The 22,287-nt window shown below is 68.8% G+C and carries 24 protein-coding genes and 1 tRNA gene; 16 read left to right on the top strand and 9 right to left on the bottom strand.

Annotation, left to right across the window (positions count from 1 at the left end; all coding sequences use genetic code 11):
• Nucleotides 1-555 precede the first annotated feature (555 nt).
• Nucleotides 556-1,164, bottom strand: a complete 609-nt coding sequence (locus AB0J93_RS03260) for a PadR family transcriptional regulator (protein ID WP_363917594.1) — start codon at nt 1,162-1,164, stop codon at nt 556-558.
• 70 nt (nt 1,165-1,234) lie between these two features.
• Between AB0J93_RS03260 and AB0J93_RS03255 the strand changes: the two genes are divergently transcribed.
• Together AB0J93_RS03255 and AB0J93_RS03250 are read left to right on the top strand one after the other, a co-directional pair.
• Nucleotides 1,235-4,030 (top strand): FtsX-like permease family protein, encoded by a 2,796-nt coding sequence (locus AB0J93_RS03255; RefSeq protein WP_363917592.1) that lies wholly within the window; start codon nt 1,235-1,237, stop codon nt 4,028-4,030.
• 3 nt (nt 4,031-4,033) lie between these two features.
• A complete protein-coding gene (locus AB0J93_RS03250) occupies nt 4,034-4,780 on the top strand; it encodes an ABC transporter ATP-binding protein (protein ID WP_363917590.1) in 747 nt (248 codons plus the stop codon).
• Nucleotides 4,781-4,896: 116 nt separating this feature from the next.
• Here AB0J93_RS03250 and AB0J93_RS03245 read toward each other — a convergent pair whose 3' ends face one another.
• The 3 genes from AB0J93_RS03245 to AB0J93_RS03235 form a co-directional block, all read right to left on the bottom strand.
• Nucleotides 4,897-5,325 (bottom strand): hypothetical protein, encoded by a 429-nt coding sequence (locus tag AB0J93_RS03245; protein WP_363917588.1) that lies wholly within the window; start codon nt 5,323-5,325, stop codon nt 4,897-4,899.
• A 902-nt stretch (nt 5,326-6,227) separates the two neighbouring features.
• A complete protein-coding gene (locus AB0J93_RS03240; RefSeq protein WP_363917586.1) occupies nt 6,228-6,524 on the bottom strand; it encodes a hypothetical protein in 297 nt (98 codons plus the stop codon).
• Nucleotides 6,521-6,934 carry a hypothetical protein gene (locus tag AB0J93_RS03235; RefSeq protein ID WP_363917584.1) on the bottom strand — a complete coding sequence of 138 codons (414 nt, stop codon included), beginning with the start codon at nt 6,932-6,934 and terminating at the stop codon, nt 6,521-6,523. Before AB0J93_RS03235 ends, AB0J93_RS03240 begins: the two co-directional genes overlap by 4 nt.
• Before the next feature lie 172 nt (nt 6,935-7,106).
• On the opposite strand from AB0J93_RS03235, the gene AB0J93_RS03230 reads away from it, so the two are divergent.
• The 7 genes from AB0J93_RS03230 to AB0J93_RS03200 all read left to right on the top strand — a co-directional run bounded on the left by AB0J93_RS03230 (nt 7,107) and on the right by AB0J93_RS03200 (nt 14,661).
• Complete coding sequence (locus tag AB0J93_RS03230; protein ID WP_363917582.1) at nt 7,107-8,234, top strand: helix-turn-helix transcriptional regulator; 1,128 nt, start codon at nt 7,107-7,109, stop codon at nt 8,232-8,234.
• Nucleotides 8,231-8,812 (top strand): HD domain-containing protein, encoded by a 582-nt coding sequence (locus AB0J93_RS03225; RefSeq protein WP_363917580.1) that lies wholly within the window; start codon nt 8,231-8,233, stop codon nt 8,810-8,812. The genes AB0J93_RS03230 and AB0J93_RS03225 overlap by 4 nt, the downstream gene beginning before the upstream one ends.
• A gap of 398 nt (nt 8,813-9,210) precedes the next feature.
• Nucleotides 9,211-10,011, top strand: coding sequence for a 5'-methylthioadenosine/S-adenosylhomocysteine nucleosidase (locus AB0J93_RS03220; protein ID WP_363917578.1), 801 nt, complete (start codon nt 9,211-9,213; stop codon nt 10,009-10,011).
• A gap of 656 nt (nt 10,012-10,667) precedes the next feature.
• Entirely contained in the window at nt 10,668-11,123 is a 456-nt protein-coding gene (locus AB0J93_RS03215; protein ID WP_363917576.1) for a DUF4259 domain-containing protein, read from the top strand.
• A 579-nt stretch (nt 11,124-11,702) separates the two neighbouring features.
• Entirely contained in the window at nt 11,703-13,247 is a 1,545-nt protein-coding gene (locus tag AB0J93_RS03210; protein ID WP_363917574.1) for a replication initiator, read from the top strand.
• Nucleotides 13,244-13,441, top strand: a complete 198-nt coding sequence (locus AB0J93_RS03205) for an excisionase family DNA-binding protein (protein ID WP_363917572.1) — start codon at nt 13,244-13,246, stop codon at nt 13,439-13,441. The genes AB0J93_RS03210 and AB0J93_RS03205 overlap by 4 nt, the downstream gene beginning before the upstream one ends.
• The gene (locus tag AB0J93_RS03200) at nt 13,441-14,661 is read left to right on the top strand and encodes a tyrosine-type recombinase/integrase (protein ID WP_363917570.1); all 1,221 of its coding nucleotides are present in this window, start codon (nt 13,441-13,443) and stop codon (nt 14,659-14,661) included. The genes AB0J93_RS03205 and AB0J93_RS03200 overlap by 1 nt, the downstream gene beginning before the upstream one ends.
• A 75-nt stretch (nt 14,662-14,736) precedes the next feature.
• On the opposite strand, the gene AB0J93_RS03195 is transcribed toward AB0J93_RS03200, so the two are convergent.
• Both AB0J93_RS03195 and AB0J93_RS03190 read right to left on the bottom strand, forming a co-directional pair.
• A tRNA-Val gene (locus AB0J93_RS03195) sits at nt 14,737-14,808 on the bottom strand.
• Nucleotides 14,809-14,858: 50 nt separating this feature from the next.
• Entirely contained in the window at nt 14,859-15,536 is a 678-nt protein-coding gene (locus tag AB0J93_RS03190; protein ID WP_363917568.1) for a TIGR02611 family protein, read from the bottom strand.
• Nucleotides 15,537-15,833: 297 nt separating this feature from the next.
• Between AB0J93_RS03190 and AB0J93_RS03185 the strand changes: the two genes are divergently transcribed.
• Nucleotides 15,834-16,265, top strand: coding sequence for an SsgA family sporulation/cell division regulator (locus AB0J93_RS03185; RefSeq protein ID WP_007457244.1), 432 nt, complete (start codon nt 15,834-15,836; stop codon nt 16,263-16,265).
• Between the two features lie 238 nt (nt 16,266-16,503).
• On the opposite strand, the gene AB0J93_RS03180 is transcribed toward AB0J93_RS03185, so the two are convergent.
• Nucleotides 16,504-17,280 carry a glucose 1-dehydrogenase gene (locus AB0J93_RS03180; protein ID WP_363917566.1) on the bottom strand — a complete coding sequence of 259 codons (777 nt, stop codon included), beginning with the start codon at nt 17,278-17,280 and terminating at the stop codon, nt 16,504-16,506.
• Nucleotides 17,281-17,504: 224 nt separating this feature from the next.
• Between AB0J93_RS03180 and AB0J93_RS03175 the strand changes: the two genes are divergently transcribed.
• The 5 genes from AB0J93_RS03175 (at nt 17,505) to AB0J93_RS03155 (ending at nt 20,348) form a co-directional block, all read left to right on the top strand.
• The gene (locus AB0J93_RS03175) at nt 17,505-18,404 is read left to right on the top strand and encodes an AraC family transcriptional regulator (RefSeq protein ID WP_363917564.1); all 900 of its coding nucleotides are present in this window, start codon (nt 17,505-17,507) and stop codon (nt 18,402-18,404) included.
• 84 nt (nt 18,405-18,488) lie between these two features.
• The gene (locus tag AB0J93_RS03170; protein WP_363917562.1) at nt 18,489-18,944 is read left to right on the top strand and encodes an Rrf2 family transcriptional regulator; all 456 of its coding nucleotides are present in this window, start codon (nt 18,489-18,491) and stop codon (nt 18,942-18,944) included.
• Entirely contained in the window at nt 18,944-19,456 is a 513-nt protein-coding gene (locus tag AB0J93_RS03165; RefSeq protein ID WP_363917560.1) for a GNAT family N-acetyltransferase, read from the top strand. Before AB0J93_RS03170 ends, AB0J93_RS03165 begins: the two co-directional genes overlap by 1 nt.
• A gap of 88 nt (nt 19,457-19,544) precedes the next feature.
• Nucleotides 19,545-19,718: a DUF4236 domain-containing protein gene (locus tag AB0J93_RS03160; RefSeq protein WP_363917558.1), complete on the top strand. Its 174-nt coding sequence runs from the start codon at nt 19,545-19,547 to the stop codon at nt 19,716-19,718.
• A 123-nt stretch (nt 19,719-19,841) separates the two neighbouring features.
• The gene (locus AB0J93_RS03155) at nt 19,842-20,348 is read left to right on the top strand and encodes an ion channel (RefSeq protein WP_363917556.1); all 507 of its coding nucleotides are present in this window, start codon (nt 19,842-19,844) and stop codon (nt 20,346-20,348) included.
• Here AB0J93_RS03155 and AB0J93_RS03150 read toward each other — a convergent pair.
• Nucleotides 20,323-21,174, bottom strand: coding sequence for a hypothetical protein (locus tag AB0J93_RS03150; protein ID WP_363917554.1), 852 nt, complete (start codon nt 21,172-21,174; stop codon nt 20,323-20,325). The two genes, AB0J93_RS03155 and AB0J93_RS03150, sit on opposite strands and share 26 nt — an antisense overlap.
• Nucleotides 21,175-21,222: 48 nt before the next feature.
• Entirely contained in the window at nt 21,223-21,744 is a 522-nt protein-coding gene (locus AB0J93_RS03145) for a VOC family protein (RefSeq protein ID WP_363917552.1), read from the bottom strand.
• A gap of 49 nt (nt 21,745-21,793) precedes the next feature.
• Between AB0J93_RS03145 and AB0J93_RS03140 the strand changes: the two genes are divergently transcribed.
• Nucleotides 21,794-22,255, top strand: a complete 462-nt coding sequence (locus tag AB0J93_RS03140; RefSeq protein WP_363917719.1) for a MarR family transcriptional regulator — start codon at nt 21,794-21,796, stop codon at nt 22,253-22,255.
• Nucleotides 22,256-22,287 lie beyond the last annotated feature (32 nt).

The raw sequence follows: 22,287 nt of genomic DNA, 5'->3' as shown, positions 1-22,287 counted from the left end.
GGGGCCCCGGTCATCCGGGTCGACGATCGACGCGTTTTCCGGCGCATCGAAGCCGGACTCCTTGACATAGCCGCTCGCACGGGCGACCGCCGCGGCTCGTACGCCTGACATCAGTGGTTACCAGATCCCAGCCGGCCCCGCGACGGCTCCCGAAGCCCTCGGCAGCGCGCACTCACCACGCTGTGCGAACCACCCAGAAGCGCGGCCTGACCAGCGGCTTCACCGCCTTCGCAGGCCGCGTTTGGGTACGCGTTCGGGTGGACCATACTTGGCAGAATCCGAACCACATTCCCCCAGCTCAAGGACCGATCGTAACGGTTCCAGCGGTACGTAGGCGCATGGTCTGATCCGCTCAGTCGTTGCGACTGAGGGCAGCCACCTCGATCCACCAGCGTCAGTTGGCTGTCCTGCAGACGAGATCGCAGTACGCGTAGGTGCCCAGCCCTCCGGAAGAACACACAGCCGCGCACTCATGGCCGATGAGCGGAGCATCTGTCGGACTTCGGCCGATCAGGGCGGCGGGCGCCCATCGCTGTGCCGTGCGGGTTCCTGTGGTCAGCCCGCGCGCCGTCGTGGGGTTGGAGGGTTGGCCGGTGTCTTGGTTTCCTCCGCCTGCGGCTCGGCGAGCTTGGCTAGGGATGCACCGCCATCGGTGAGTAATGCTGCCTCGACGTCCTCTATGAAGGCGAGGTCGGCTTCGACGTGCCGGGTCGCGGCTGAGAGCAGCAGTCCGACCACCATGTCGGCGGCTTCGGTTTGCAGGTTTCCGAGGTTGCGCAGTTCGCGCAGCAGGTGGCCGCGCTGGTTGCCCAGTACGGTGCGTACGGTCTCGGGTGAGCCTGAACGGGCGGCGGCGATGATCTTGAGGAAGAAGTCGTCGCGGAAGCCTCCGGCGCGGGGGCTCGGCTCGGCTAGCCAACGTTCCAGTTCCGCGTGCCCGTCCTTGGTGATCTCGTAGACCACGCGGTCGGGTTTGACTGGCTGTACCTGGCGTTCGGCGACCACCAGCCCGTCTCGGGAGAGGCGGTCGAGGATCTGGTACAGGTGGCCGATGTTCAGCGGACCCCACTGCGGGCCGACCGCGTTCTCGAAAGATGCCTTGAGTTCGTAGCCGTAGCTGGGTCCGCTGGCGAGCAGGGCCAGGACCGCGTGCTGGATTGCCATGTCTCCCCTTCCACCTCTTGCATTGTCACAATGTATCCCCCACAGTGAGTGCCAGCACAGGGGAGGCGTCTTGCTCAACGTCATCTGGCGACAGCTTCGTGGCCGTGCCGGGCGGTCGGTGGCACTGCTGATCGGCGTGCTGGTGGCCACTACCGGGTTCGTCGTGCTCACCGGCACGACGACCGCGTCCCGGTTGCAGGTGATCGGCACGGTGGAGCAGCACACCCGGGCGGCGTACGACATTCTGGTCCGCCCGGAGAGGGCTCGGACCCCATTGGAGGCGGAGCGTCGCCTGGTCCGTCCCAACTACCTCTCCGGCTTGTTCGGTGGCATCACCGAGGAACAGTACGACCAGGTGAAAGCGCTGGCGGGGGTGGAGGTCGCGGCTCCGATCGCGATGCTCGGCCACACGACCTCGGTGGTGCAGACCCAGTTCGACCTGACCGACGCGGTCGACCGCAGTCTTGACCGACAGGTGATCCGGGTTGATCCGACCTATGTCGCGGAGCGGGGCCTGTCCGCCGCCGCAGCGCAACCCCGGTACGTGTACGTCACCAAACGGCCGTTGATCTTCCCGGTGCTCGGGGACACGTTTGATTTCACTGCGCTGCCCTACTCCGACGGCCGCTCGTACAACGTCGAGCGCTGTGGCCCGGTGCCACTGGAGGTACTGCCGGCAGGTCGAACGGAACCGGTGTGCGACCCGTCCTGGTACCCGGACGGGGAGTTCGCCACCATCAGCGAGCGTCAGGCCTGGTCGGTCGACGCGGCCCGGCTGCTGCCCGACGGCCGCTTCGAGTCCGGCTCCGCCTGGGTCCCGCACCGGTCCAGCGACCGGCTGGTGATGGCCCTGCCGCTCACCGTGCCATATCTGCTCGCCGCCGTGGATCCGGAGGCCGAGGAACAGTTGGTCGGGCTTACCGGCGCGCTCGTGGACGGGCGGCCGTTGAATGCCGACGACACCGTCAGCATGAGCCCGAACGGCTCGGCTCGGCTGTTCCCGGTGCTCGCCACCAGCCACCCGTACGTCGATGGTGCGATCCGCGCCAGCTACCATCGGCTCGCCTCGCCGCCGCGGGTAACCGGAATGTCACCCGAGCAGATAGAGCGGGTGCTGAGTGAGGTTCCGGCTGTCACCGCCGGCAGCAGCGAACAGGACCTCGCTGCGGGCCACCGCGCTCAGCTGGCCGAAGGATTGGGCGAGACGTGCTGCTTCGGTCAACTCCAGGTGGTGGTGCAGCCCGGGCAGACGAAGTACGACCAGCTTCCCGACGGCACGCTCCGGCCGCGCACGTTCGCACCGAACCTGGACGCCTACGGCGGCAAGGAGGAGTACAACTACGTACCTCTGCCCTGGCTTTCCGACGACGTCGCCTACCGGCCTCTGACCAGCCTGTCGTTGTCTCACGGTTCCGGGCCGGTCCGGCAGTGGCAGGCGGTGGGTGTCTTCGACCCGGGAAAGCTGGCGGGCTTCAGCGACCTGTCTCGGGTACCGCTGGAGACATATGAACCGCCGCTGGCCGAGGGCGCCGATGAGAGCAGCCGCGAGGCACTCGGTCATCAGCCGCTGCTACCTAGCGGCAACCCGGCCGGATACCTCTCCGCCCCGCCGCTGCTGCTGACCAACCTGGCCAGCGTGCCGCAGCTGCTGGATGGGGGTAGCAGCCCGCAGCGGTCGGCGCCAATCAGTGCGATCCGGGTCCGGGTCGCCGACGTCGACGGTTACAGCGAACGGTCGGCCGAACGGGTCCGGCTGATCGCCGAGCAGATCGCCCGGGACACCGGCCTGGACGTCGACATCACGCTGGGTTCGTCACCCGATCCGCAGACCGTCGAGGTGCCCGCTGGCTCGTTCGGCCGACCGCACCTTCGGTTGACCGAGAACTGGTCTGCGCTCGGCGTCGCCTCGACGATCGTGCAGGCGATCGACCGTAAGAGCTTGCTGCTCTTCCTGCTGGTCCTGGTGGTCTGCACGCTATTCCTCGGCAACGCCGTGTCCGCGGCGGTACGGGACCGACGGTCCGAACTGGCCGTGCTCGCCTGCCTCGGCTGGCCGGCACGGCGGATCACCCAACTGATCCTCGGAGAGGTGGCCGTACTCGGGCTGGCGGCCGGACTGCTCTCCCTCGCGCTCGCACTGCCCATCTCCGCAGCCCTCGGCATCGGCATCGGATGGCAACGGGCCCTACTCGCCCTACCGGTGGCGCTGCTACTCGCACTCGCGGCTGGCCTGCTACCCGCGCTGCGGGCCAGCCGCGCCCACCCCGCCGCCGCACTCGGGCCGCCAGTCACGACCGCCCGCTGGGTACGACGACCACGCACCCTGCTCGGCCTGGCCCTGGTCAACCTCGTCCGCACCCCCGGCCGCACCCTGCTCGCGGCGAGCGCCCTCGCCATCGGGGTCGCCGCGCTGACCCTGGTCTCCGCCGCCGCGTACGCATTCCACGGCGCGCTCGTCGGCAGCCTGCTCGGCGACGCCATCTCAATGAGCATTCGCGGACCCGACGCCGCGGCAGCAGCGGCCACCGTGCTGCTCGGCGCCGCCGCCGTCGCCGACGTGCTCTACCTCAACATCCGAGACAGAGCCCGCGAACTGGCCACCCTGCGGGCCATCGGCTGGACCGACACCCTACTCAGCCGCCTGATCACCTACGAGGGACTACTCCTGGGACTCCTCGGTGCCGCCGCCGGCGCCGCACTCGGCCTGGCCGGCACCACCTGGCTGGTCGGCGAACTTCCGCAGAACCTCTTACTTGTCACCGTCTTAGTGGCGGTGGTCGGCACGGCGGTCACCTGCCTCGCCGCGCTCATCCCCGCGCACCTCCTACGGCGGCTACCGACCGCCCAACTACTGGCCGAGGAGTAACCGATGCACACCGTCAACGGCGCCGCCATCAATATCAGCGGCCTCGTCAAACACTTCCGGACCGGAACCGCACCACTCAAAGCCGTCGATAACGTGACACTGGAGATCGCCGCCGGGTCGATGGTGGCCCTGACCGGACCCAGCGGCTCCGGAAAGTCCACCCTGCTGCACCTGATCGGCGCGATCGAACAGGCCGACGCTGGCACCATCCGGATCGACGATCTGAAGATCACCACACTACGGCGAGCCGCCCTCGCGGCCTACCGGCGACAAGTGGGATTCGTCTTCCAACGGTTCCACCTGCTACCCGCGCTGACCGTGCTCGACAACGTGATCGCACCGGTACTGCCCTACCGCACCCGCAACGACCACTCGACCCGGGCCCGCGAACTACTCGCCGAAGTCGGACTCACCGGCCGGGAACGCGCCCTCCCGGCCCAACTCTCCGGCGGCCAGCAACAACGAGTAGCGATCGCCCGAGCCCTGATGGCCAAACCCCGGCTCCTACTCGCCGACGAACCCACCGGCAACCTGGACTCCACCACCGGAAACCAGATCCTCGACCTACTGCTACGCCTCCGAGACGAACACCAGATGACCATCATCCTCGCCACCCACGACCAACGCATCGCCGCCCGCAGCGACCGACTCATCCGACTCACCGACGGCCGAATCGCCGACGACCTGGACCTCACCGACGGCGAAGACCCCACCGACACCCTCAGCCGAGCCACCCGACTACGGCTCTGACCCACCCAGCACAGCAACCACCAGCCAATCCCGGCATCTCCGCCTCTGCTGCCGTTGCGCAACTCGGACTGCGCTCGGCAACGCCGCCCGCGCACTCTGCGATCGGGCAACCTGGCTCAGGTTCCGCTCCGGATGTGGCGCGGCAGGTACGTGACGGCAGTCCCTGCCAGACTGCCGATGGTCAGGGCGAGGGCCAATGGGAAGAAGAGATCCCACGGTGCTGGCAGCCAGCGATCGACAAGGATGCCAGCCACCAGGCATCCGGCGGTGATGATCGTTAAGGCGAGCGCTGCCCGCAGCCGGTATCCCCGGCGGATCCGTGGCATCCCGAAGGCACCGAGAGCGGCCACGCCGACAGTGGGGTCATCCCACCCGATGACAACGGCCGCCAAGACGATCAACACACCAACGAGGACGCCGACCAGCGAGGAGCAGGTGGTAGCTCGCAATGCCGCAGTGAGCGGCGGGTCGGGAATGCCTGACTCGCCGCCGAAGACGAGACGTCCGGCTCCGCTGTACGCCCAGTCAGACACGAGCGTGCCCACACTGGATCGGTCTGGCCGAGCGGAACCATGGGCTGCCATGCGCTTGGCGATTAGCTGATGTCGACGTGCCGACGGACCCGCGCCGCCGGCACGCCCCAGGAAACGTCCGCTTCTGCCGCGAGCCGCTTGCCCTCCACCGGCTACCCGCCGGCGTCCGCGTGAACGATTGCAGCTCGTCGGCTTGGTAAATCCGGCAACTGAAAGGCGAAGGCTGTCGGAGGAAGCTCGTCATCAGCGAGCAACCGGACGAGCTCGTCGAGCAATCTGTCCAGGTCCTATCGGTCGGCCAGTTCGTAGTGCTCGTTCACGACCCGGCCGTCGGTCAGGCGCACAGTGGAAGGCTCCGCCTCGCCGCTGCTCCAGATCGTGACGTCCACAGCCAGACCACAGACTCGAACGCCGCGCCTGTAACCGGTTTCCCATGGTTCGGATGAACGGGAAGCAAGCGGTGGCACAACTCCAGCGCAGCCCACGTGCTTGCTCGCTCCCGGATAGCCGGTTCCAACTCCTCAAGCGCATGACCACAGCAACGATATTCCCCTGCAACGGCGCGACGCGCGTCCGGACCTACCGCTGACGCCGCTTGGGGCGAGACCAGACGTCCTGGATCGCGTCCGGACTCGGTCCGTACTGAAGAAGAGAGCAGCGACATAAAGCTGACCGAGTAGTAGGCAGACGGCTACCGCGCCGATCTTGAACCACGCGACCGATACGCGGACCCGCATTGCAAGAACGCGTTTCCCCAGCCCACTGCACAACTGGCCGAGGTGGTTCGCGCACTGCCAACCATGGGCTTACGTTTCCCCAGTTCAGGGACTATTGGTGGGCGATACTGGGATCGAACCAGTGACCTCTTCGGTGTGAACTCTCGGCAAGCCGGCCGGATCGGGCTTGATACGAGGTCATCCGGCCTGGTGACGCTCGTCCCGGTCGGGTGCGGTCGGCACGGTTGCTGTACTTCGTTGCTGTACTTCCGCCGGCTGCCGGGTCCAGCCAACGAAGCGGCGGTGCAGTGCACCGGCCGGTGCCCAGGGCATGTCCTCGGCCGCCTGCACGAGATAGCCACCGAGGTAGACGGCCAGCGACACCGGCGCGTCGGCGTACTCCGCGCGTAGTTCCCGCCTGCGCGTGGGGCAGGGCCAGGGCAGGTCGCAGCCGCCGCAGCTCCAGATCGGCAGCACCGGCCCGTGGGTGGTCACCGCACACAACCCAGAAACCGGGCCACGCTCGCGCGAGCCTGCCGACTGGTCGCCCAATCCACCTGCCAGCACGGGTACGGCGACAGCCGCGACCACCACGCCCGACAGCCGACGCACAAGCCGTCGAGCCCTCGAAGGTGGACCGCGAGGATGGCTTGCTTCACGCCGCTGGTCATTGCTCCTCCTCGGTCGGCCAGTGCCCGCGGTTGATCGGGATGCGGTGTCGGTTCCGGCAGGGCAGGTCGGCCCCGCACCGGCACAGCCACCTCCACTTGCGCCACGACCATGCCGGTCGGTGTCGCCGCGCCAGAGTCATCGCTACAGCGATCAGGTACTGGTCGTAGGACACTCGTCGCCCCGGTGGCGTCCTGTCCCGCATTACTGGCCCCCTCCGCCGGGCAGCGCCCCATGGCCGACCCCCCACGCCACGGGACCGGATCTAGAACGTTCGGTAACTGCGACGCTACGATCACGACACCGGCGGTGGGACTCACCCGCAGTACGAGTGAGCAGCCCACATGTCAGCCGCAGCGGTTGTTTCGGGGCGGGAACGTCGACCAACGGTCAACGTAGGGATGACGCATGGCAGGTCGCGGACGATCAACACCACAGCGAGGCGAGGTGACCGGCTACCTGCTCAAGCTGATCCGGGAGTCCATTCCGCTGACGCAGGAGCACCTCGCCGCCGACCTCGGCGTCGACCGCGTGACCGTGCAGAGCTGGGAATCCGGACGTCGGCCCTTCACGGCGGTGCCGCTCGGGCAGGTGTTCGCTGTCCGGCGCAGGCTCGGTCGGCTCGGAGCGAACCTGACCCTGCTCGCCGCACTCGACGACGCCGCCGAAGCAGACTTCATCCTCGCCGCAGTCCTGGACGGCCAGATGGATCGATGCGACATCGCCGAACAGCCGCTCGGCTGGTGCGTACTCACCCACCGCCTGACCGATCTGATCCTCTGGGCTGTTCTCGGGCAGACACCAACCTTCGCCAGAGGCATACCCGTCGCCCATGCCCGGCGAGGTCCGGTGGCGGCGGGGCCGGCCCTGCCCACCGACGAGCAACGCGCGTTCTTCACCCGGCTTCACGTACTCGCCGAACGGGCAGCAGCCGGACGTGACCCGAGCGTTCTGCTGCATCGACAAGCCTGCTTTCTCGCGGGCATGGACCCCACCAGGACAGCCGCAGGATGGCTCTCCCAGACCACCACCCGCACCCCCAGGGCGACCACCTTCCGAACCTGGTCACCGCTGTGGCCTGACGCCCGCTCCGTCGTCACATCCCTTGCGAACCAGGGCGACCCGGAACCCTTACGAGACTTCCTCGCCCGCGCGCATCCGGACGACACCTGCCAGCGAGCAGCCCTCAACTACTCCGCCTACTGGGTCGGCGAAATCCCGTACCGCCAACACGACGACTCATTCATGCCGGCACCGCTCGCAGACTGGCACGGCTCGGTTCTCTTCCGGCACCTGGTCCAGCGCCTCGACCTAACGCACCCCTTCGTCGACCTGAACGTCCACAACATCTGGGCTCTGCTCGCCGTACGCCGCAGACTCACCCTCGACAACCCCGCCGAGAGCCGCGCGCTCCTCAAACGCAGCACCCGGATCCTGGACAGCGACCACATCTCTCCACAATCCCGGCAGGAACTAACCTCTATCGTCTACAGCCTGCGAGCAGACGGAGTCACCGGCACAGGGACGGGCACATGAACGACGACCATGACGCCGCCGGAGCCATGCGCTACATCTTCGAGGCCGGCGTCCTCAAACGCGCCGCCCGCACCGGCTGGTGGTTCGCCGGCATCAAAAACCCCGAATCCGTCGCCGAACACTCCTTCCGAACCGCGCTCATCGGGATGATGCTCGCCGCCATGGAAGGTGCCGACCCGGCCCGCGTATCGATGCTGTGCGTTCTGCACGACACCCAGGAAACCCGGATCACCGACATCCCACACATCGCCAAGCGCTACCTCACCGCCGCACCCAACACCACCGTCACCGCCGACCAGGTCGCCGCCTGCCCACCCGACGTCGCTGACCTCATCAACGCCGCCGTTGCGGAGTACGAAGCGGGCGAGACACCAGAGGCCATCGTCGCCCGCGACGCTGACAAACTGGAATGCCTCGTCCAAGCAGTCGAGTACCGCCACCAGGGCATAGAGAACGTACAGCGCTGGATCGACAGCTCACGCGCGGCACTCAAAACCACCAGCGCCCACCGCCTCGCCGACGCCGCCCTCACCGGACAACCCCTCGCCTGGCTCACCCCTCCCCCACCACCGGCATAACCACCAGGCACACACCTACCACCGGGGCCGATCCCTCCAAGCAAGTTGACCTCTCGCTTGTAAGTTCTGAGCGCTCCGTCCGGCGAAGTCTGCCCACGTACGCGACCTCGGGCGCTCGTCCGTGGGCAGCCGTCGGCGGCTGTCGTGGTTCCGCACCGTTGCTGTCGACGCTGCTGTCATCAGGTCCCGTGGTCCGACCGAATCCTCAGAGCACGGCCGTTCAGGTTCCGAATCATCACCTATCTGTCAATCGACCCCTTCCACCCAGCCGGCATGTCAAATTTGCGACAGGTCCCGCATCGGTAGGCGGGACTTCAGGGAGGATTGACATAAAGCCGACGTTTCGCGAGCACTCTGAAAGGGAGATTGTGCCCGAGAGTAGACGCACCGGGGTTATCATGACGGCACTGGACTTGGAGTACGCAGCTGTCCGCACTTTCCTTCGCGACATCCATGAGTTGCGCCACCCTTCCGGGACTGTATATGAGCGAGGCATTTTCGAGAGCGCCGAACTTGAATGGCAGATTACGCTCGCCCAAACCGGGATCGGCAATGCAATTTCAGCCATTGAAACAGCCCGCGCCCTCGACTGCTTCCGTCCAGACATAGCAATCTTCGTAGGCATTGCCGGCGGATTGGAATCCATGCAGATTGGAGACGTTGTAGCGGCAGACTACGTATACGGCTACGAGTCGGCCAAATATACCGAAACCCATCAGTCGCGAATCAAAACCTTTGGTTCAGGATATCCACTGGTGCAACGCGCAAGGGCAGTCCGCCGACACGAGGAGTGGCACAAAAGGATTTCCTCAAACGCTCGCCCGAGGGCCTTTGTCGGCCCAATCGCTTCCGGAGAGCAGGTCGTAGCAGGCAGAAATACTCCAACCCACCAGATAATCGAGGTGCACTGCGGCGACACATATGCTGTCGAAATGGAAGGGTGGGGATTCCTGTTCGCCGCACACACGAACGGTGACGTCCCGGCAATCGTCATTCGAGGCATCTCGGACCTGACGTACGACAAAACCCCTGAGAACGACGAGGAGCACCAGCCACGCGCTGCTGAGCACGCTGCAGCTTTCACCTTCGAGCTGCTTGCGACGCTAGAAGGTTCTGAAGCAGGGCAAGTCAAGCCTTTCGTCCCTTGGCAGTCGCGCCAGCGTGCTAGCCCAAGCTACTCGCCATCTGAGCTGAGCTGAGGGGCGCAACCCACTGAGACCCATCCCGTCTGCCGTCGACCCGCCCTCCTGGGAGCGGGCCTCCGCCCGGCCCGCCACGTCAAGACGGCCTTGACGCACGGTCGGACGCTGGCGGGTCGGGCGGTGGTCTGCTCGGCTTGCCCGGGTCGATGGCAGACGGGATGGCCTACCGCAACCACCCACGGCCCGGCACCCGCCGACGCAGCCCCGACCATCCTGGAGCCCGAGCGCCCCCGCCGGAGGCGCAGTAATCGCAACCCCGCTACCACCCGCCGCCCGCCGACGGACCCGGCGTGCGCTTTCCTACGACGCGCGGTGCTCGCCGCGCGGCCCGGCCGGCTGCCGGCCCACCACCCCACCGGACAACGGCCTGTCGTCATCCGGCGGCCCACCGGGCTCCCCGCCCTCCGCGCCAGCCGCCGGGCGTGTTGCGTGACCGGAGTCGGAGCGCCAGCGGAGCGACGGACGCGCGCCCAGGCGGCGGCGCGTGCGGCCCGTCAAGGGCCGCCTTGATAGACGTACAGAAAGTCCTCCCACACCCAGCCGGCAGCCGATTGTCCGGTCTCAGAACCTGCGTGACAGATCGGTATCAGGACATCCGTAACAGGGCGCTACCCTGCCCAGGATCTTCTGTAGTGCGCTCATCGACTTCGTCGGTGACTGTCCTGTGGCGAAAGGGTGACGTGGGCACGTTCGGAGCCGGGCCGTTCAGCAGCGACGGCGCCCTGGACTTCCTAGAAGAACTGGCCGAAAGGCCGCCAGAGCAGCACGTCGACGTTCTCCGGCACATGCTCACCTACGTCCTGGCCAACCGCAGCCTTCTCTGGCGGGAGTTTTTCCCTGACCAGGTCGTCGCGGCGGCAGCACTCGTGGCCGCCGCGCTTCCCGCCGGGGAGCATCTACAACACCGCCTGGCGGAACTGTCGGACGAGGCAGACCTTGAGCTGCTTCCCGCGTCAGCGTCAGACCTCGCTGCGCCTGCACTGGAAGCGTTGCTCTTTGTCGCCGGTCCCGACGGGCCGTGGCATCAAGGGTGGACCACCGAAGCGAACAGACACGACGCGCAACGGACCACCGACGACCTCGTTGCCATCCTTCGGGCCGCGATCTAGCCCGATCTGTCACTCACGTCCCGAGACTGATCTTCACGCAGGTCCTAAGACCCGACACTGGCTGGTGCCGGTCCGGACCAGTTCGGCACCGAGGTTCACGACGGGTTGACGAGTCGGTACCCGGTGCTACTCTGGCGGTCGTCGAGCACGCCAGCGCGGCCTTCCCGCCGGATCGCTGGGTTCGACCACGGAGATGCTGAGCGGCCTTCCTGCCGCTGATGCGGGCCACGTCCCGCCGGTTCTCGATCACGTTGGCCGCGATGTCGGCCCCGGAATCCGCTGAGTGGCCCAGAACGGCCTTCCCGCCGTCACGATGGCCCGGATTCACTCTCCTCGACGGGTGGGGCTCGCCTGCGGCAACCCGCCGGATGCCGACCTTCAGGCACCCCACCCGTCCCGGCATGACCCAGTCCGGCAACCAGACCGCGACTCAACGGCGGTCGAGCCACATCCGCCCTCCGGCGTCAGCCGCCCTTCCAGGCGGTGCCAGGAGACACCACGAACACCGCCGACGGACAGCGTTCCGACGACCGGTGGCGGTTCGTCGCCCGTCCCTGCCACCCGCCCTGAGGAGAGACCGTGTCCACCCTGCACCGTCCCGGCGTCGCCGCCGGGCGTGACGCCCAGGCCCTGCACCGGGCCACCACCCCGGACTATTTCGGCTGGTTGGAGCACACCCGGACCGCCGGGGGTTGTGCCCGGCCGGTCCGACTGACTGGCACCATGACCGCCGTCGACCGGGACACCGGGCGGGTCCTGGCCGAGCAGCACACCGACGGGCTGCCCGATCGGGTGCTCTACAAGGCGTGCGGCAATCGGCGTGCTGCCCAGTGCCCGGACTGCTCCTGGGTCTACGCCGGTGACGCCTTCCAGGTCGTCCGCTGCGGTCTGACCGGCGGCAAGACCGTCCCCGCCTCGGTGGCCCGGCACCCGGTCGCCTTCGCCACCTTCACCGCACCGTCGTTCGGCCCGGTCCACCACCGGCACGTACCCCGGCACACCTGTGCCGACCGGCGGCGCTGCGACTGCCGACCGGCCCCATGCCACGCCCGCCGTGACGCTGCCACCTGCCCGCACGGGCGGCCCGGGGCCTGCTTCGCCCGTCACGACTCCGCCGATCCGCAGCTCGGTCGGCCGCTCTGCCTGGACTGCTACGACCACGAACACCAGGTCGTCTGGAACGTCTTCGCCGGTGAGCTGTGGCGACGCACCAAGCAGGCCGTCGAACGCCAGCTCGCCGCCCTCTGCCACCGACGCGGCATCCCGAGGGTCGACGTCGTCACCGACTCCGGCCGGGTTCGGCGGGTGCCGCCGGTGCGGGTGTCACATGGGAAGGTCGCCGAGATGCAGCGGCGGGGCGCGGTGCACTTCCACGTTCTACTGCGTCTCGACGGGGTCGATCCCAACGACCGGCACGCCCTGGTCCCGCCACCGGCCGGGATCACCGTGGACGACCTCGTTGCCGCCGTGCACGCCGCTGCCGGGCAGATCACCTTCGCTACCCCGCCGCATCCCGACCGGCCGCAGGGCTGGTCGATCGCCTGGGGCGAGCAGGTCGACGTGGGCCGTATCGGCACCGGCGACGGGGACGTGACCGACGCCAGGGTGGCCGCCTACCTGGCCAAGTACGCCACCAAGGCCACCGAGATCACGGGCCACTGCTCCACCCGGCTCACCCCGGACACCGTCGACGCCTACGCCGATCCGGAGGGCGACCACCTGGCCCGGCTCATCGACGCCTGCTGGCGACTCGGCCACCCCACCCGGCACCGCACCAGCGACAACGCCGCCCAGGACGACGACCGTCAAGGTGTCCTTGACACCACACCCGATGTCTACGGCGGGCTGCGTCGGTGGGCGCACATGCTCGGCTACGGCGGTCACTTCCTCACCAAGGCCCGCCGGTACTCGGTCACCTTCGGGCTGCTCCGCGACACCCGCGCCACCTACCGCCGCGCCGATGACAGCTCCGTCACCGTCGGCACCCTGGCCTTCGTCGGCTCCGGGTGGCTCACCGACGGCGACGCCCTGCTCGCCAACACCGCCGCCGCCCAGCACCGGGAACGCAGCCGCATCGGCCGGGAGGAACTCGCCTACGAGATGTGGTCGGGGGTGGCGGCATGACCCGACACCTCACCCCGCGCTGGTACTCCCCCGCCGAGGTCGCCGTGCTGCTCGGCTTCGGCATTTCCAAGGTCAAGATGAAGATCGCCACCGGCGAGCTGCGCTCCATCAAGGACGGCAAGTACCGCCGCATTCTTCCCGAATGGGTCGACGACTACATCCGCGACCAGGTCGACCGGCAGGAGGCCGCCTGATGCCCGGACGCGCCCGCGCCAACGGGGAAGGATCGATCTTCCCGTACCGCAACGGCTTCGCCGCGTACGTCTGGGTCACGAAGCCGGACGGGAAGCGAACCCGCAAGTACGTCTACGGCAAGACCCGGGACGCCGTGCACGACAAGTGGATCAAACTGCACCAGCAGGCGAAGCAAGGTCCGGTGGCGACCAGTGTGCCGACTGTGGGCAGCTTCCTCGCCTACTGGCTGACCGAGATCATCGAGCCGAACCGGGCGCCGCTCACCTACGCCACCTACGAGACGTTCGTCCGGCGTTACCTCTCTCCCGGCCTCGGTACCAAGCGGCTCGACCGGCTCCAGGCGCGCGACGTGCAGACCTGGCTGAACCAGGTGGCCCGCACCTGCCAGTGCTGCGCCCAGGGCAAGGACGCCGCCCGCCGCAAGGAGAAGCGGCGCTGCTGCGCGGTCGGCCGGTGCTGCCAGGCGGTCCCGTCGACGCGCACGGTCAGCGACATCCGGGCCGCACTGCGCGCCGCCCTCACCCACGCCCAGGCCGAAGACCTCATCACCAGGAACCCGGCCGTGCCGGTCACCCTGGCCACCGTCCGCCGTCGACGCGGCAAGTCCTGGTCCAGCGACGAAGCACGCCGCTTCCTCGAATCCGCCCGCGCCGACGCCGATCCGCTCTACGCCGCATACGCCCTGGTCCTCGTCACCGGCCTACGCAAAGGCGAAGCCCTCGGCCTCACCTGGACCGACGTCGACCTCGACGCCAGGGAGCTGACCATCGGCCGCCAACTGCAACGCGTACGCGGAAAGCTCCTGCACCGCGACACCAAGACCCAGGCGTCCGACGCCACCCTCCCGCTGCCCGACGTCTGCCTGGCCGCACTTCGACTGCGCAGACGCCAACGCGACGAGGCACGCGCGACGGCCGGTAAGGCGTGGCACGACAACGACCTGGTGTTCACCACCCGCTACGGCACGCCCATCGAGCCGCGCAACTTCCAGCGCTCCTGGCAGACCCGCTGCGACAAGGCGGCAACGAAGCCGATCACCGTCCACGACGCGCGGCGGACCTGCGCCACCCTCTTGGCCGACCTCGACGTCCACCCGCGAGTCGCCATGCAGATCCTCCGGCACGCCCGCTTCTCCGTGACGATGGAGATCTACACCCAGGTCTCATCCAAGGCGACCAGAGACGCACTCAAGCGCCTCGGCGAATCGCTCGGACAATGACGACCTGCTGTACTTCGCTGCTGTACGGGCAGCAGAAAGGCCACCTCCCGAAGCTGGGAAGTGGCCTGAGCTGCGTGGGCGATACTGGGATCGAACCAGTGACCTCTTCGGTGTGAACGAAGCGCTCTCCCGCTGAGCTAATCGCCCTCAGCGCGGATGACTCTACCCGATCCGGCGCGCGGACCGCGAACCCGGGGTCAGTGGGTCGCGAGGTAGTGCAGCACCTGGGCGATCACGTCGATGCCGAGGCTGTACTTGATCGACAGCAGGGCGACGGCGCCGACGAAGACGAGGCCGACGGAGCCGATCACCAGGCGTACGGGAAGTGATTGTTTCTTCACCCAGGCCGTCCAGCCGTGGACGTGGCGGCGGGTGAAGGCGAGCAGGCGTTTGGCCCAGTGGAACTCGACGGCCCAGATGCCGAGGCCGGCGATCACCAGCAGCCAGCCGGGGCCGGGCAGCGGAATGAGTGCGATACCGACGGTGACCACTAGGGCACCGAGCACCCCAAAGATGATCTTCAGTGCGATTCGGCCGGTGGGGTTGGCTCGGATCAGGGCGAGGGTGGTGGATATCCGTTGCCGCCACGCCGCCGGGTCGCGTCGCTCGGACACGGCGACACCACCCCTCTCGCGCTGCGCACCACCGGTCATCTCCCCACGATGCCCCTTCCCGGTCGATCTATCCCGACTTCCCCCCGGGTAGCCACGTCCGTTACGCACTCGGACAGCCGCCGCGCCGCGCTCACCTACCCGACCGCGGTCGATCACTGACCGACCGTGCCGGCTTCTCCGCTTCTTCGGCACCCCGTACCCCCGCTGTTCGGCTGTGCGGACCGCGACGTTCGACGGGTCTCGCCCGGTCGCCGCATCCACTGAGGATGACGTCCGCGACCATTTCACGCCCCAGTGTGGCGCGGGCCCGTCACTGCAACCGCCGACTGGACGTTACCGGAGTAAGTCGACGACTCAACAAACCCGATGCCGGGCAGAATGAACCCACTGGGCAGAATCGGAAATCCTACATGAATTTTCACATTCACGAGGCCCTTCCGACCCCCTTCCCACCACTGGGTGAAGTCAGCGCATGGCGGAGCGTAGCCAGGAGTAGCGGCTGAGTATGGGAAAAGCGGGACACGCGCGTTCCGCAGCGGTGCCGGGGGGAGAACGTTCATGAGTGTCATCCGACCGACGACCGTAGAGGTCGAGACGTCGCTAAGGCTCGTCGCACCTGACGCCACCGCCTTGCCGGTGCGCGCCAGTCTGCGCTACGACCCTGCTGACCCGTATGCGGTCCATGTCCTGTTCCATGCGGAATCGGCTGGCGGCGAGGCGGTGAGTTGGTCCTTCGCCCGCGAACTGCTGGTCACCGGACTGGACGAGCCGGCGGGCATCGGGGACGTACGGGTCTGGCCCTGGGCCACCCCGCGCGGCGATTTCGTCGCGCTGGCGCTGTCGTCGCCGGACGGCAACGCCCTGTTCGAGGTGCCGCGCAGCGTGCTGGTGCGCTTCCTGCGGCGGACCTACGTCGTCGTCCCGCGCGGCCGGGAGGCCGAGCACCTGGACGTCGACACCGCGGTGAACCGGCTGCTCGCCGGTCGCTGACAGACCGAAACCGGGGCCGCGCGAATCTGCCGAGTTCGCGCGGCCCCCGCCCATCCCCTCCCCCCGCGCCCCACACCCTCCTCCGCGATCTTGCACTTTCGGTCGTCGCTATGCGGCTCTTGTGGCATATGCACCGACCAGAACTGCAAGATCGCCGTGGCAGGGCGGGGGCAAGGGTCGCCGTGGGAGGGCGGGGGCAAGGGTCGCCGTGGGAGGGCGGGGGGTGGGGGTGGGGTGGTCAGCCGTGGGTGGTTAGGCCGCCGTCTACGGGGATTACCGCTCCGGTGAGGTAGGCGCCGGCTTTTGAGGCGAGGTAGATGGCGGTGCCGGCCATGTCCTCGGGGCGGCCGATGCGGCCGAGTGGGACCTGGGCCTCGATGGCGGAGCGGGAACCCGGGTCGTCCAGTGCGAACGCCATCATCTTGCTCTCGAACGGCCCGGGGGCGATCGCGTTGACGGTGATCTGCTCACCGGCCAGTTGGTGGGCCAGGCTGCGGGTCAGCATGTGCACCGCCGCCTTGGTGGCCGAGTACGCGTACACCTCCATCATCGGCACCCGGATGCCGTCGATGGAGCCGATGTTGATCACGCGCGCCGGGTCGTCGGCGTTCGCTGCCGCCCGCAGGGCCGGCAGCAGCGCGGTGGTCAGCCGGAAGACGGACTTCACGTTCACCGCCCACAGCTTGTCGAACGCGCTCTCCGGGTAGCTCTCCAACGGCGCGCCCCAGGTGGCACCGGCGTTGTTGACCAACACGTCCAGCTTGTCGACCCGGTCCTGGACCGCGGCGGCGAGGTGCTGCGCGCCCTCGTCCCGGCCCAGGTCGGCGGGGATCGCCTCGCAGCGGCCGTGCGCGGCCAGTTCCTTGGCCACCGCCTCGCAGACGTCGGCCTTGCGGGAGGAGATGATGACGTGTGCCCCGGCGGCGACGAAGCCCCGGGCGATCATCAGGCCGATGCCCCGTGTGCCGCCGGTGACCAGGACGGTCTTGCCGTCGACGGAGAACAGATCCTTCATGCCATCCCCTTGGGTACCCGGCCTGGGGGCAGCCGGTGTCGGGGCCGCCGTCACGGACCGCTCGGGGCGCCACGACGACCAGGTCACTACCGATCAGTAACCTAACCGTCCCGCCACGTCGGGAACAACCCCGCGCGTACGGGTGTCCGTCCACACGCCGCGACCCGCGATACCCGGGTGGCGAGGGATGCGTACGGGCCGGGCTCGGGCTAACGTCGCAGGTGATGGTCCCTTCCGGTCACCTAGCCACCGCGCTGCCCGACGCTGCCGCCAGCCCAGCCGAGATCGACACGGTCACCCTCGGTGATCTCGCGCCCGACTCCGGGTGGCGACGACCGGTGCTGCTGGACCGCGAGCTGATCGTGCTGACCACAAGTGGTCACGGGCTCGCCGAGGTGGACTTCCGTGCCCTGCCCTGCCGGCCGGGCACGCTGCTGCGGATCCGCCCCGGCCAGGTGCTGCGCTGTGCCCTGCCCCAGCTGGACGCCACGGTGGTCCGCTGGCATCCGGAGGCGCTGCACGGGCTTGACGTCGACGCCGACGACGTGCCGATCTGGTTCCAGCTCGCCGGCGAGGACGAGGACGCGATCATCAACGAGGTCAGCCAGCTGACCGTGGACGCCAGCCGGCACCGGGACACCCGGGCCGCCCGCAACCTGTTGCGCCATCAACTGAGCGTGCTGCTGCTGCGGTTGAGCATGCTGCCCTCCGGTGCGGGGCGGACGTCACGGCCCGAGGAGGAGACCTTCCGGCGGCTTTGCCGCGAGGTGGAGCACGGTTACCAGGCCACCCGCCGGGTCGAGGACTACGCCGACCGGCTGGGCTGCTCGGTGCGTACCCTCACCCGGGCCTGCCTGGCGGTCACCGGGCGCAGCGCCAAGCAGGTGGTGGACGAGCGGGTCGCGCTCCAGGCCAGCCGGTTGCTGGCGGCCACCGACGAGCCGATCGCCCGGATCGGCCGACAGCTCGGCTTCACCGAACCGACAAACTTCGGCCGGTTCTTCACCCGCGAGGTCGGCATGAGCCCGGGCGCGTTCCGGGCCGCCCGCGAGCGGCCCGCGCCGGCACCGATGGTGCGCCCCCGCCCACCCGTCGACGCCCGCATCGACGTCCGTCGGGCGTGACAGCGCGGCGCACGTGACGCGCCACCGGGCGATCCGGCAGGCTCGATGCGGCACCGGCCGCCGCGCATTGGGCATGATGACGGGGTGCAGATTTCCGCGCGTGGCGACTACGCGATACGGGCGACACTGAGCCTGGCCGCCACGTACCCGGCGCTGCTGTCCGCCCAGGCCATCTCCGCCGAGCAGGACATGCCCCGCAAGTTCCTGGAGGCGGTCCTCGCCGACCTGCGCCGGGCCGGCATCGTCCGGGCCCAGCGCGGCGCGGAGGGCGGCTACGCGCTGGCCCGACCGCCCGGCGAGGTGACCGTCGGCGCGGTGCTGCGGGCGGCGGAAGGCCCGTTGGCCGGGGTACGCGGCCTGCGTCCAGAGGAGACACGGTACGAAGGGGTGGCCGTCCACCTGCCGCAGTTCTGGGTCGCGGTCCGGGCCGCACTGCGCCGGGTGGTCGACGAGGTGAGCCTGGCCGATCTGGTCGAGGGCCGGCTGCCGCCCCACGTCCGCCGCCTGACCGAGTTGCCGGACGCCTGGGAACCACGCTGATGCCCACTCCCACCCTGCGCACCGAGCGACTACTACTGGAGCCGTACCGGCCGACGGACCGGGACGACTTCGTCGCGCTGTTCACCGACGCCGAGGTCGGACGGTTCATGGGTGACGGGCCGCTCGCTCCGGCTGCGGCCGAGGCGCTGTTCGAGCGGGTGTTCAGCAAGGTCTACGCCGATGACCTGTTCGACGTGTGGGCGATCCGCAGCGCTGGCCGGTTCGTCGGGCACGCCGAGATCAAGCGGACCGACCAGGTGTCCGGTCACGAGATCGTGTACGCCTTGGCGAGGTCGGCGTGGGGCGGCGGTCTGGGCACGGAGTTGGTCCGAGAGCTTCTCCGGTACGGTTTCGCATCCCTCGGACTGTCCCGGGTCTACGCCACCGTGGACGAGCAGAATACGGCGTCACTGGTCCTGCTGGCTCGCCTCGGTTTCGGTCACGAACGCGATGTCGCCGAGCCCAACGGCAGCACCACCCGGGTGTTGTTCGTCGACCGGCCGAGCGACTGATACTCCACTGCGGAGAGGGCCTGGTTTGGCGAATCGACGCAACGGGCATCTTCGAGCTCGCACGGGAAGTCTCGAAGGGAGCCCCACAATGGGTGTGATGTTGCGTAAGCGCAAGAAGTTCGGGCCGCTGATCCTGCACTTCACGCAGAACGGCTTCTCGTCCTGGAGCTTCAAGCTCGGTCGGTGGTCCTGGAACTCGCGGGCCAAGGCGCACCGCGTCGACCTGCCGGGGCCGCTGCACTGGAAGCAGGACAAGTCCTGAGATCCCGACGTTCAGCGGGGCGCCGGCATCCCCGGCGCCCCGGCGCTGTTTCCAGCTGTAGCGGTTTTCGCCGACCCGGGCGGGTCGCGCCGGCTAGGCACCGCCGGGCCGGACAATCTCGACATGAAACAGAAACCGGACCATAGGTCGGTGCGTCGGCGAACCTCGCTGGCCTGCGGGCTGCTCTTCCTGACCTATTTCCTCGTGCCGGTGGAGTCCGACCCCAACCCGACCCGGCTCGGCCTGCGCATCGTACTCACGCTGGTGATTCTCGGCGTGGTGGCCTGGCTGGTCACCAGCCAGGTACGCCGTCAGATTGTCGCCGCCACGCGCGAGCGGGCAGCGCCCCCGATGGCACACCTGATCCTCGCGCTGATGACCGGTCTGCTGGCGTTCGCGCTCGCGGACTATGTGATCGCCAGGGTCGCGCCGTCCCAGTTCGTCAATCTGGAGACACGCGTCGACGCGTTGTACTTCGCGTTGGCCACACTGACCACCATCGGCTATGGCGACGTGCACGCCAACGGACAGCTAGGGCGGGTGCTGGTCTGCGCGCAGATGGTGTTCAGCATCGGGGTGGTCGCCACCGGCTTCTCACTGGTGGTCAAGCGCCTGACCGCACGGGTGTGACAAGCACGTCGCCGCCGAGCCGACCGTCCTGTGGGGTCCGGGTCACCTGGCCGGTGTCGAGCAGGGCGTTCAGTGCCCGAACCGCGTCCACCGCCCGGTAGGCGGTCTCCGTCACCGCGTACCGGCGCAGCTCGGTGACCGTGCGGGGGCCGTGCCGGGTCAGCTCGGCCAGCAGGGCGCGGCCCAGTGGAGCCGGGTCCACTGGGAGTGCCGGCGACAGCGGCTCGCCGTACGGGTCGCGGAACCGCAACCCGCTCGCCCACAGGGCTTCCTTCAGCTCCTCCAGGCTGCGGTCCGATCCGGTGCCGAAGCCGAGCCGCCGGTCGGCGTCGACCAGCTCGACCTCGGTGGCCAGCGCGAACCCGGCGTCGATCAGTCCCGTTCGCAGGGCGGTCGCCGCCGCGGCGACCACGAACGCCTCGGCGGACCGGCCGGCCGCGGCGGTCAGCGCCACCGGATCATCCGCCTCCAGGTAGGACAGCACCGGCGCGCCCGCGGCACCGGCCGCCCGCAGGGCCACCGGCAGCCGGGTCGGCGGGCCGGGCATCAGGTGTACGGCGACCTCGGACGGCAGTCCGGCCTCGGCGGCACCGAGCCGGGCCGGTAGTTCCTCGGTGCCCTCGGCCAGCACGAGGACGGTGAGCCGGCAGCCGCGCAGCCGCGCGGCGTGCTCGCCGGCCAGGCGTACGGTCTGCTCGGCCAGGCTCGGGTCGCTGCCGTCGTACCCGAGGGCGACGGTGGCCCGCCGGGCGCGGCGCAGCGCGGCCGGCAGCCACCTGTCCAGGTGTCGGAGGAACGGCGCGTGCCCTACGGCTTCGGTCGGCATCCTGTCGTTCTACCGCAACCGGTCACGCCGGCCCGACTGGACGGCGTGTCACACCGGGACCGAGATGCCGACGCCGCCCCGGGCGTCCCCGCCGTAGCGCTGGATCTCGGCGTTCAGGTCGAGGCGACCGATCCGGGTCCGGGCGGCGAGGGTGGCCTCGTCGAGCCGGTCGGCGGGCACCAGCCAGACCACCTCGAACTCCAGCCCGTCCGGGTCCTGACCGTAGAGGCTCTTCGTGGTGCCGTGGTCGGAGGTACCGACCAGCGCGCCCGCCCCGGTCAGCCGGCGTGCGGTGGTGGCCAGTTCGTCGAGGGTGTCCACCTCCCAGGCCAGGTGGTAGAGGCCGACGGTGGCCCGGCCGGCGGTCGACCGTCCGGCGGTCGCGCCGATCTCGAACAGGCCGAGGTCGTGGTCGTTGGTGGAGCCCGGCGCCTGCAGGAAGGCGGCACCGCGGAAGCCCTCCGGGGTCATCGGTACCCGGCGGAAGCCCAGCACGTCGCGGTAGAAGGCGACGCTGCGGTCGAGGTCACTGACGTAGAGGACGGCGTGGTTGAGGCGATGGATTCCCATGCGCCAAGGCTAGCCCGCTTTTAGTTGAGAGTTCAACTATCGGGCTATGATGCTGGTCATGACCCGCTGGCTGGACCCGGACGAACAACGCACCTGGCGGGCGTTCCTGACCGCCTCCCGGGCGCTGATGGACACGCTCGACCGCGAGTTGCAACGCGACGCTGGCATGCCGCACGCCTACTACGAGATCCTGGTACGGCTCTCCGAGGCACCCGGACGTCGCCTGCGGATGAGCGAGTTGGCCGAGTCCAGCGGCTCCTCGCGCAGCCGGCTGTCCCATGCGGTGGCACGCCTGGAGGCGGCCGGCTGGGTGCGTCGCGAGGACTGCCCCACCGACCGGCGGGGCCAGATCGCCCACCTCACCGACGAGGGTTTCGCGAAGCTGGCCGCCGCGGCGCCCGGCCACGTCGAGGGGGTACGCCGACACCTGTTCGACGCCCTCAGCCCGGCGCAGGTGGAGCAGTTGCGCCGGATCAGCGAGGTGTTGGCCGAACGCCTGAGGCGAGCGTGACCGGATCCTGACCGAACCACTCCGGCGCGGGT

It is taken from the genome of Micromonospora sp. NPDC049374 (assembly GCF_040677165.1).
In the GTDB taxonomy this organism is placed as follows: Bacteria; Actinomycetota; Actinomycetes; order Mycobacteriales; family Micromonosporaceae; genus Micromonospora.
Note: the sequence above shows the minus strand (reverse complement) of the source record. Positions and strands in the feature narration are given on the sequence as shown.

What these genes read in the sequence shown, in the direction of transcription:
- AB0J93_RS03140 (WP_363917719.1), top strand. Translation starts at nt 21,794, where the DNA reads ATGCTGGTCATGACCCGCTGGCTGGACCCGGACGAACAACGCACCTGG.
- AB0J93_RS03175 (WP_363917564.1), top strand. Translation starts at nt 17,505, where the DNA reads ATGGTCCCTTCCGGTCACCTAGCCACCGCGCTGCCCGACGCTGCCGCC.
- AB0J93_RS03230 (WP_363917582.1), top strand. Translation starts at nt 7,107, where the DNA reads ATGGCAGGTCGCGGACGATCAACACCACAGCGAGGCGAGGTGACCGGC.
- AB0J93_RS03155 (WP_363917556.1), top strand. Translation starts at nt 19,842, where the DNA reads ATGAAACAGAAACCGGACCATAGGTCGGTGCGTCGGCGAACCTCGCTG.
- AB0J93_RS03150 (WP_363917554.1), bottom strand. Translation starts at nt 21,174, where the DNA reads ATGCCGACCGAAGCCGTAGGGCACGCGCCGTTCCTCCGACACCTGGAC.
- AB0J93_RS03250 (WP_363917590.1), top strand. Translation starts at nt 4,034, where the DNA reads ATGCACACCGTCAACGGCGCCGCCATCAATATCAGCGGCCTCGTCAAA.
- AB0J93_RS03205 (WP_363917572.1), top strand. Translation starts at nt 13,244, where the DNA reads ATGACCCGACACCTCACCCCGCGCTGGTACTCCCCCGCCGAGGTCGCC.
- AB0J93_RS03225 (WP_363917580.1), top strand. Translation starts at nt 8,231, where the DNA reads ATGAACGACGACCATGACGCCGCCGGAGCCATGCGCTACATCTTCGAG.
- AB0J93_RS03235 (WP_363917584.1), bottom strand. Translation starts at nt 6,934, where the DNA reads ATGGGGCGCTGCCCGGCGGAGGGGGCCAGTAATGCGGGACAGGACGCC.
- AB0J93_RS03260 (WP_363917594.1), bottom strand. Translation starts at nt 1,164, where the DNA reads ATGGCAATCCAGCACGCGGTCCTGGCCCTGCTCGCCAGCGGACCCAGC.
- AB0J93_RS03180 (WP_363917566.1), bottom strand. Translation starts at nt 17,280, where the DNA reads ATGAAGGATCTGTTCTCCGTCGACGGCAAGACCGTCCTGGTCACCGGC.
- AB0J93_RS03160 (WP_363917558.1), top strand. Translation starts at nt 19,545, where the DNA reads ATGGGTGTGATGTTGCGTAAGCGCAAGAAGTTCGGGCCGCTGATCCTG.
- AB0J93_RS03200 (WP_363917570.1), top strand. Translation starts at nt 13,441, where the DNA reads ATGCCCGGACGCGCCCGCGCCAACGGGGAAGGATCGATCTTCCCGTAC.
- AB0J93_RS03185 (WP_007457244.1), top strand. Translation starts at nt 15,834, where the DNA reads ATGAGTGTCATCCGACCGACGACCGTAGAGGTCGAGACGTCGCTAAGG.
- AB0J93_RS03145 (WP_363917552.1), bottom strand. Translation starts at nt 21,744, where the DNA reads ATGGGAATCCATCGCCTCAACCACGCCGTCCTCTACGTCAGTGACCTC.
- AB0J93_RS03220 (WP_363917578.1), top strand. Translation starts at nt 9,211, where the DNA reads ATGACGGCACTGGACTTGGAGTACGCAGCTGTCCGCACTTTCCTTCGC.
- AB0J93_RS03165 (WP_363917560.1), top strand. Translation starts at nt 18,944, where the DNA reads ATGCCCACTCCCACCCTGCGCACCGAGCGACTACTACTGGAGCCGTAC.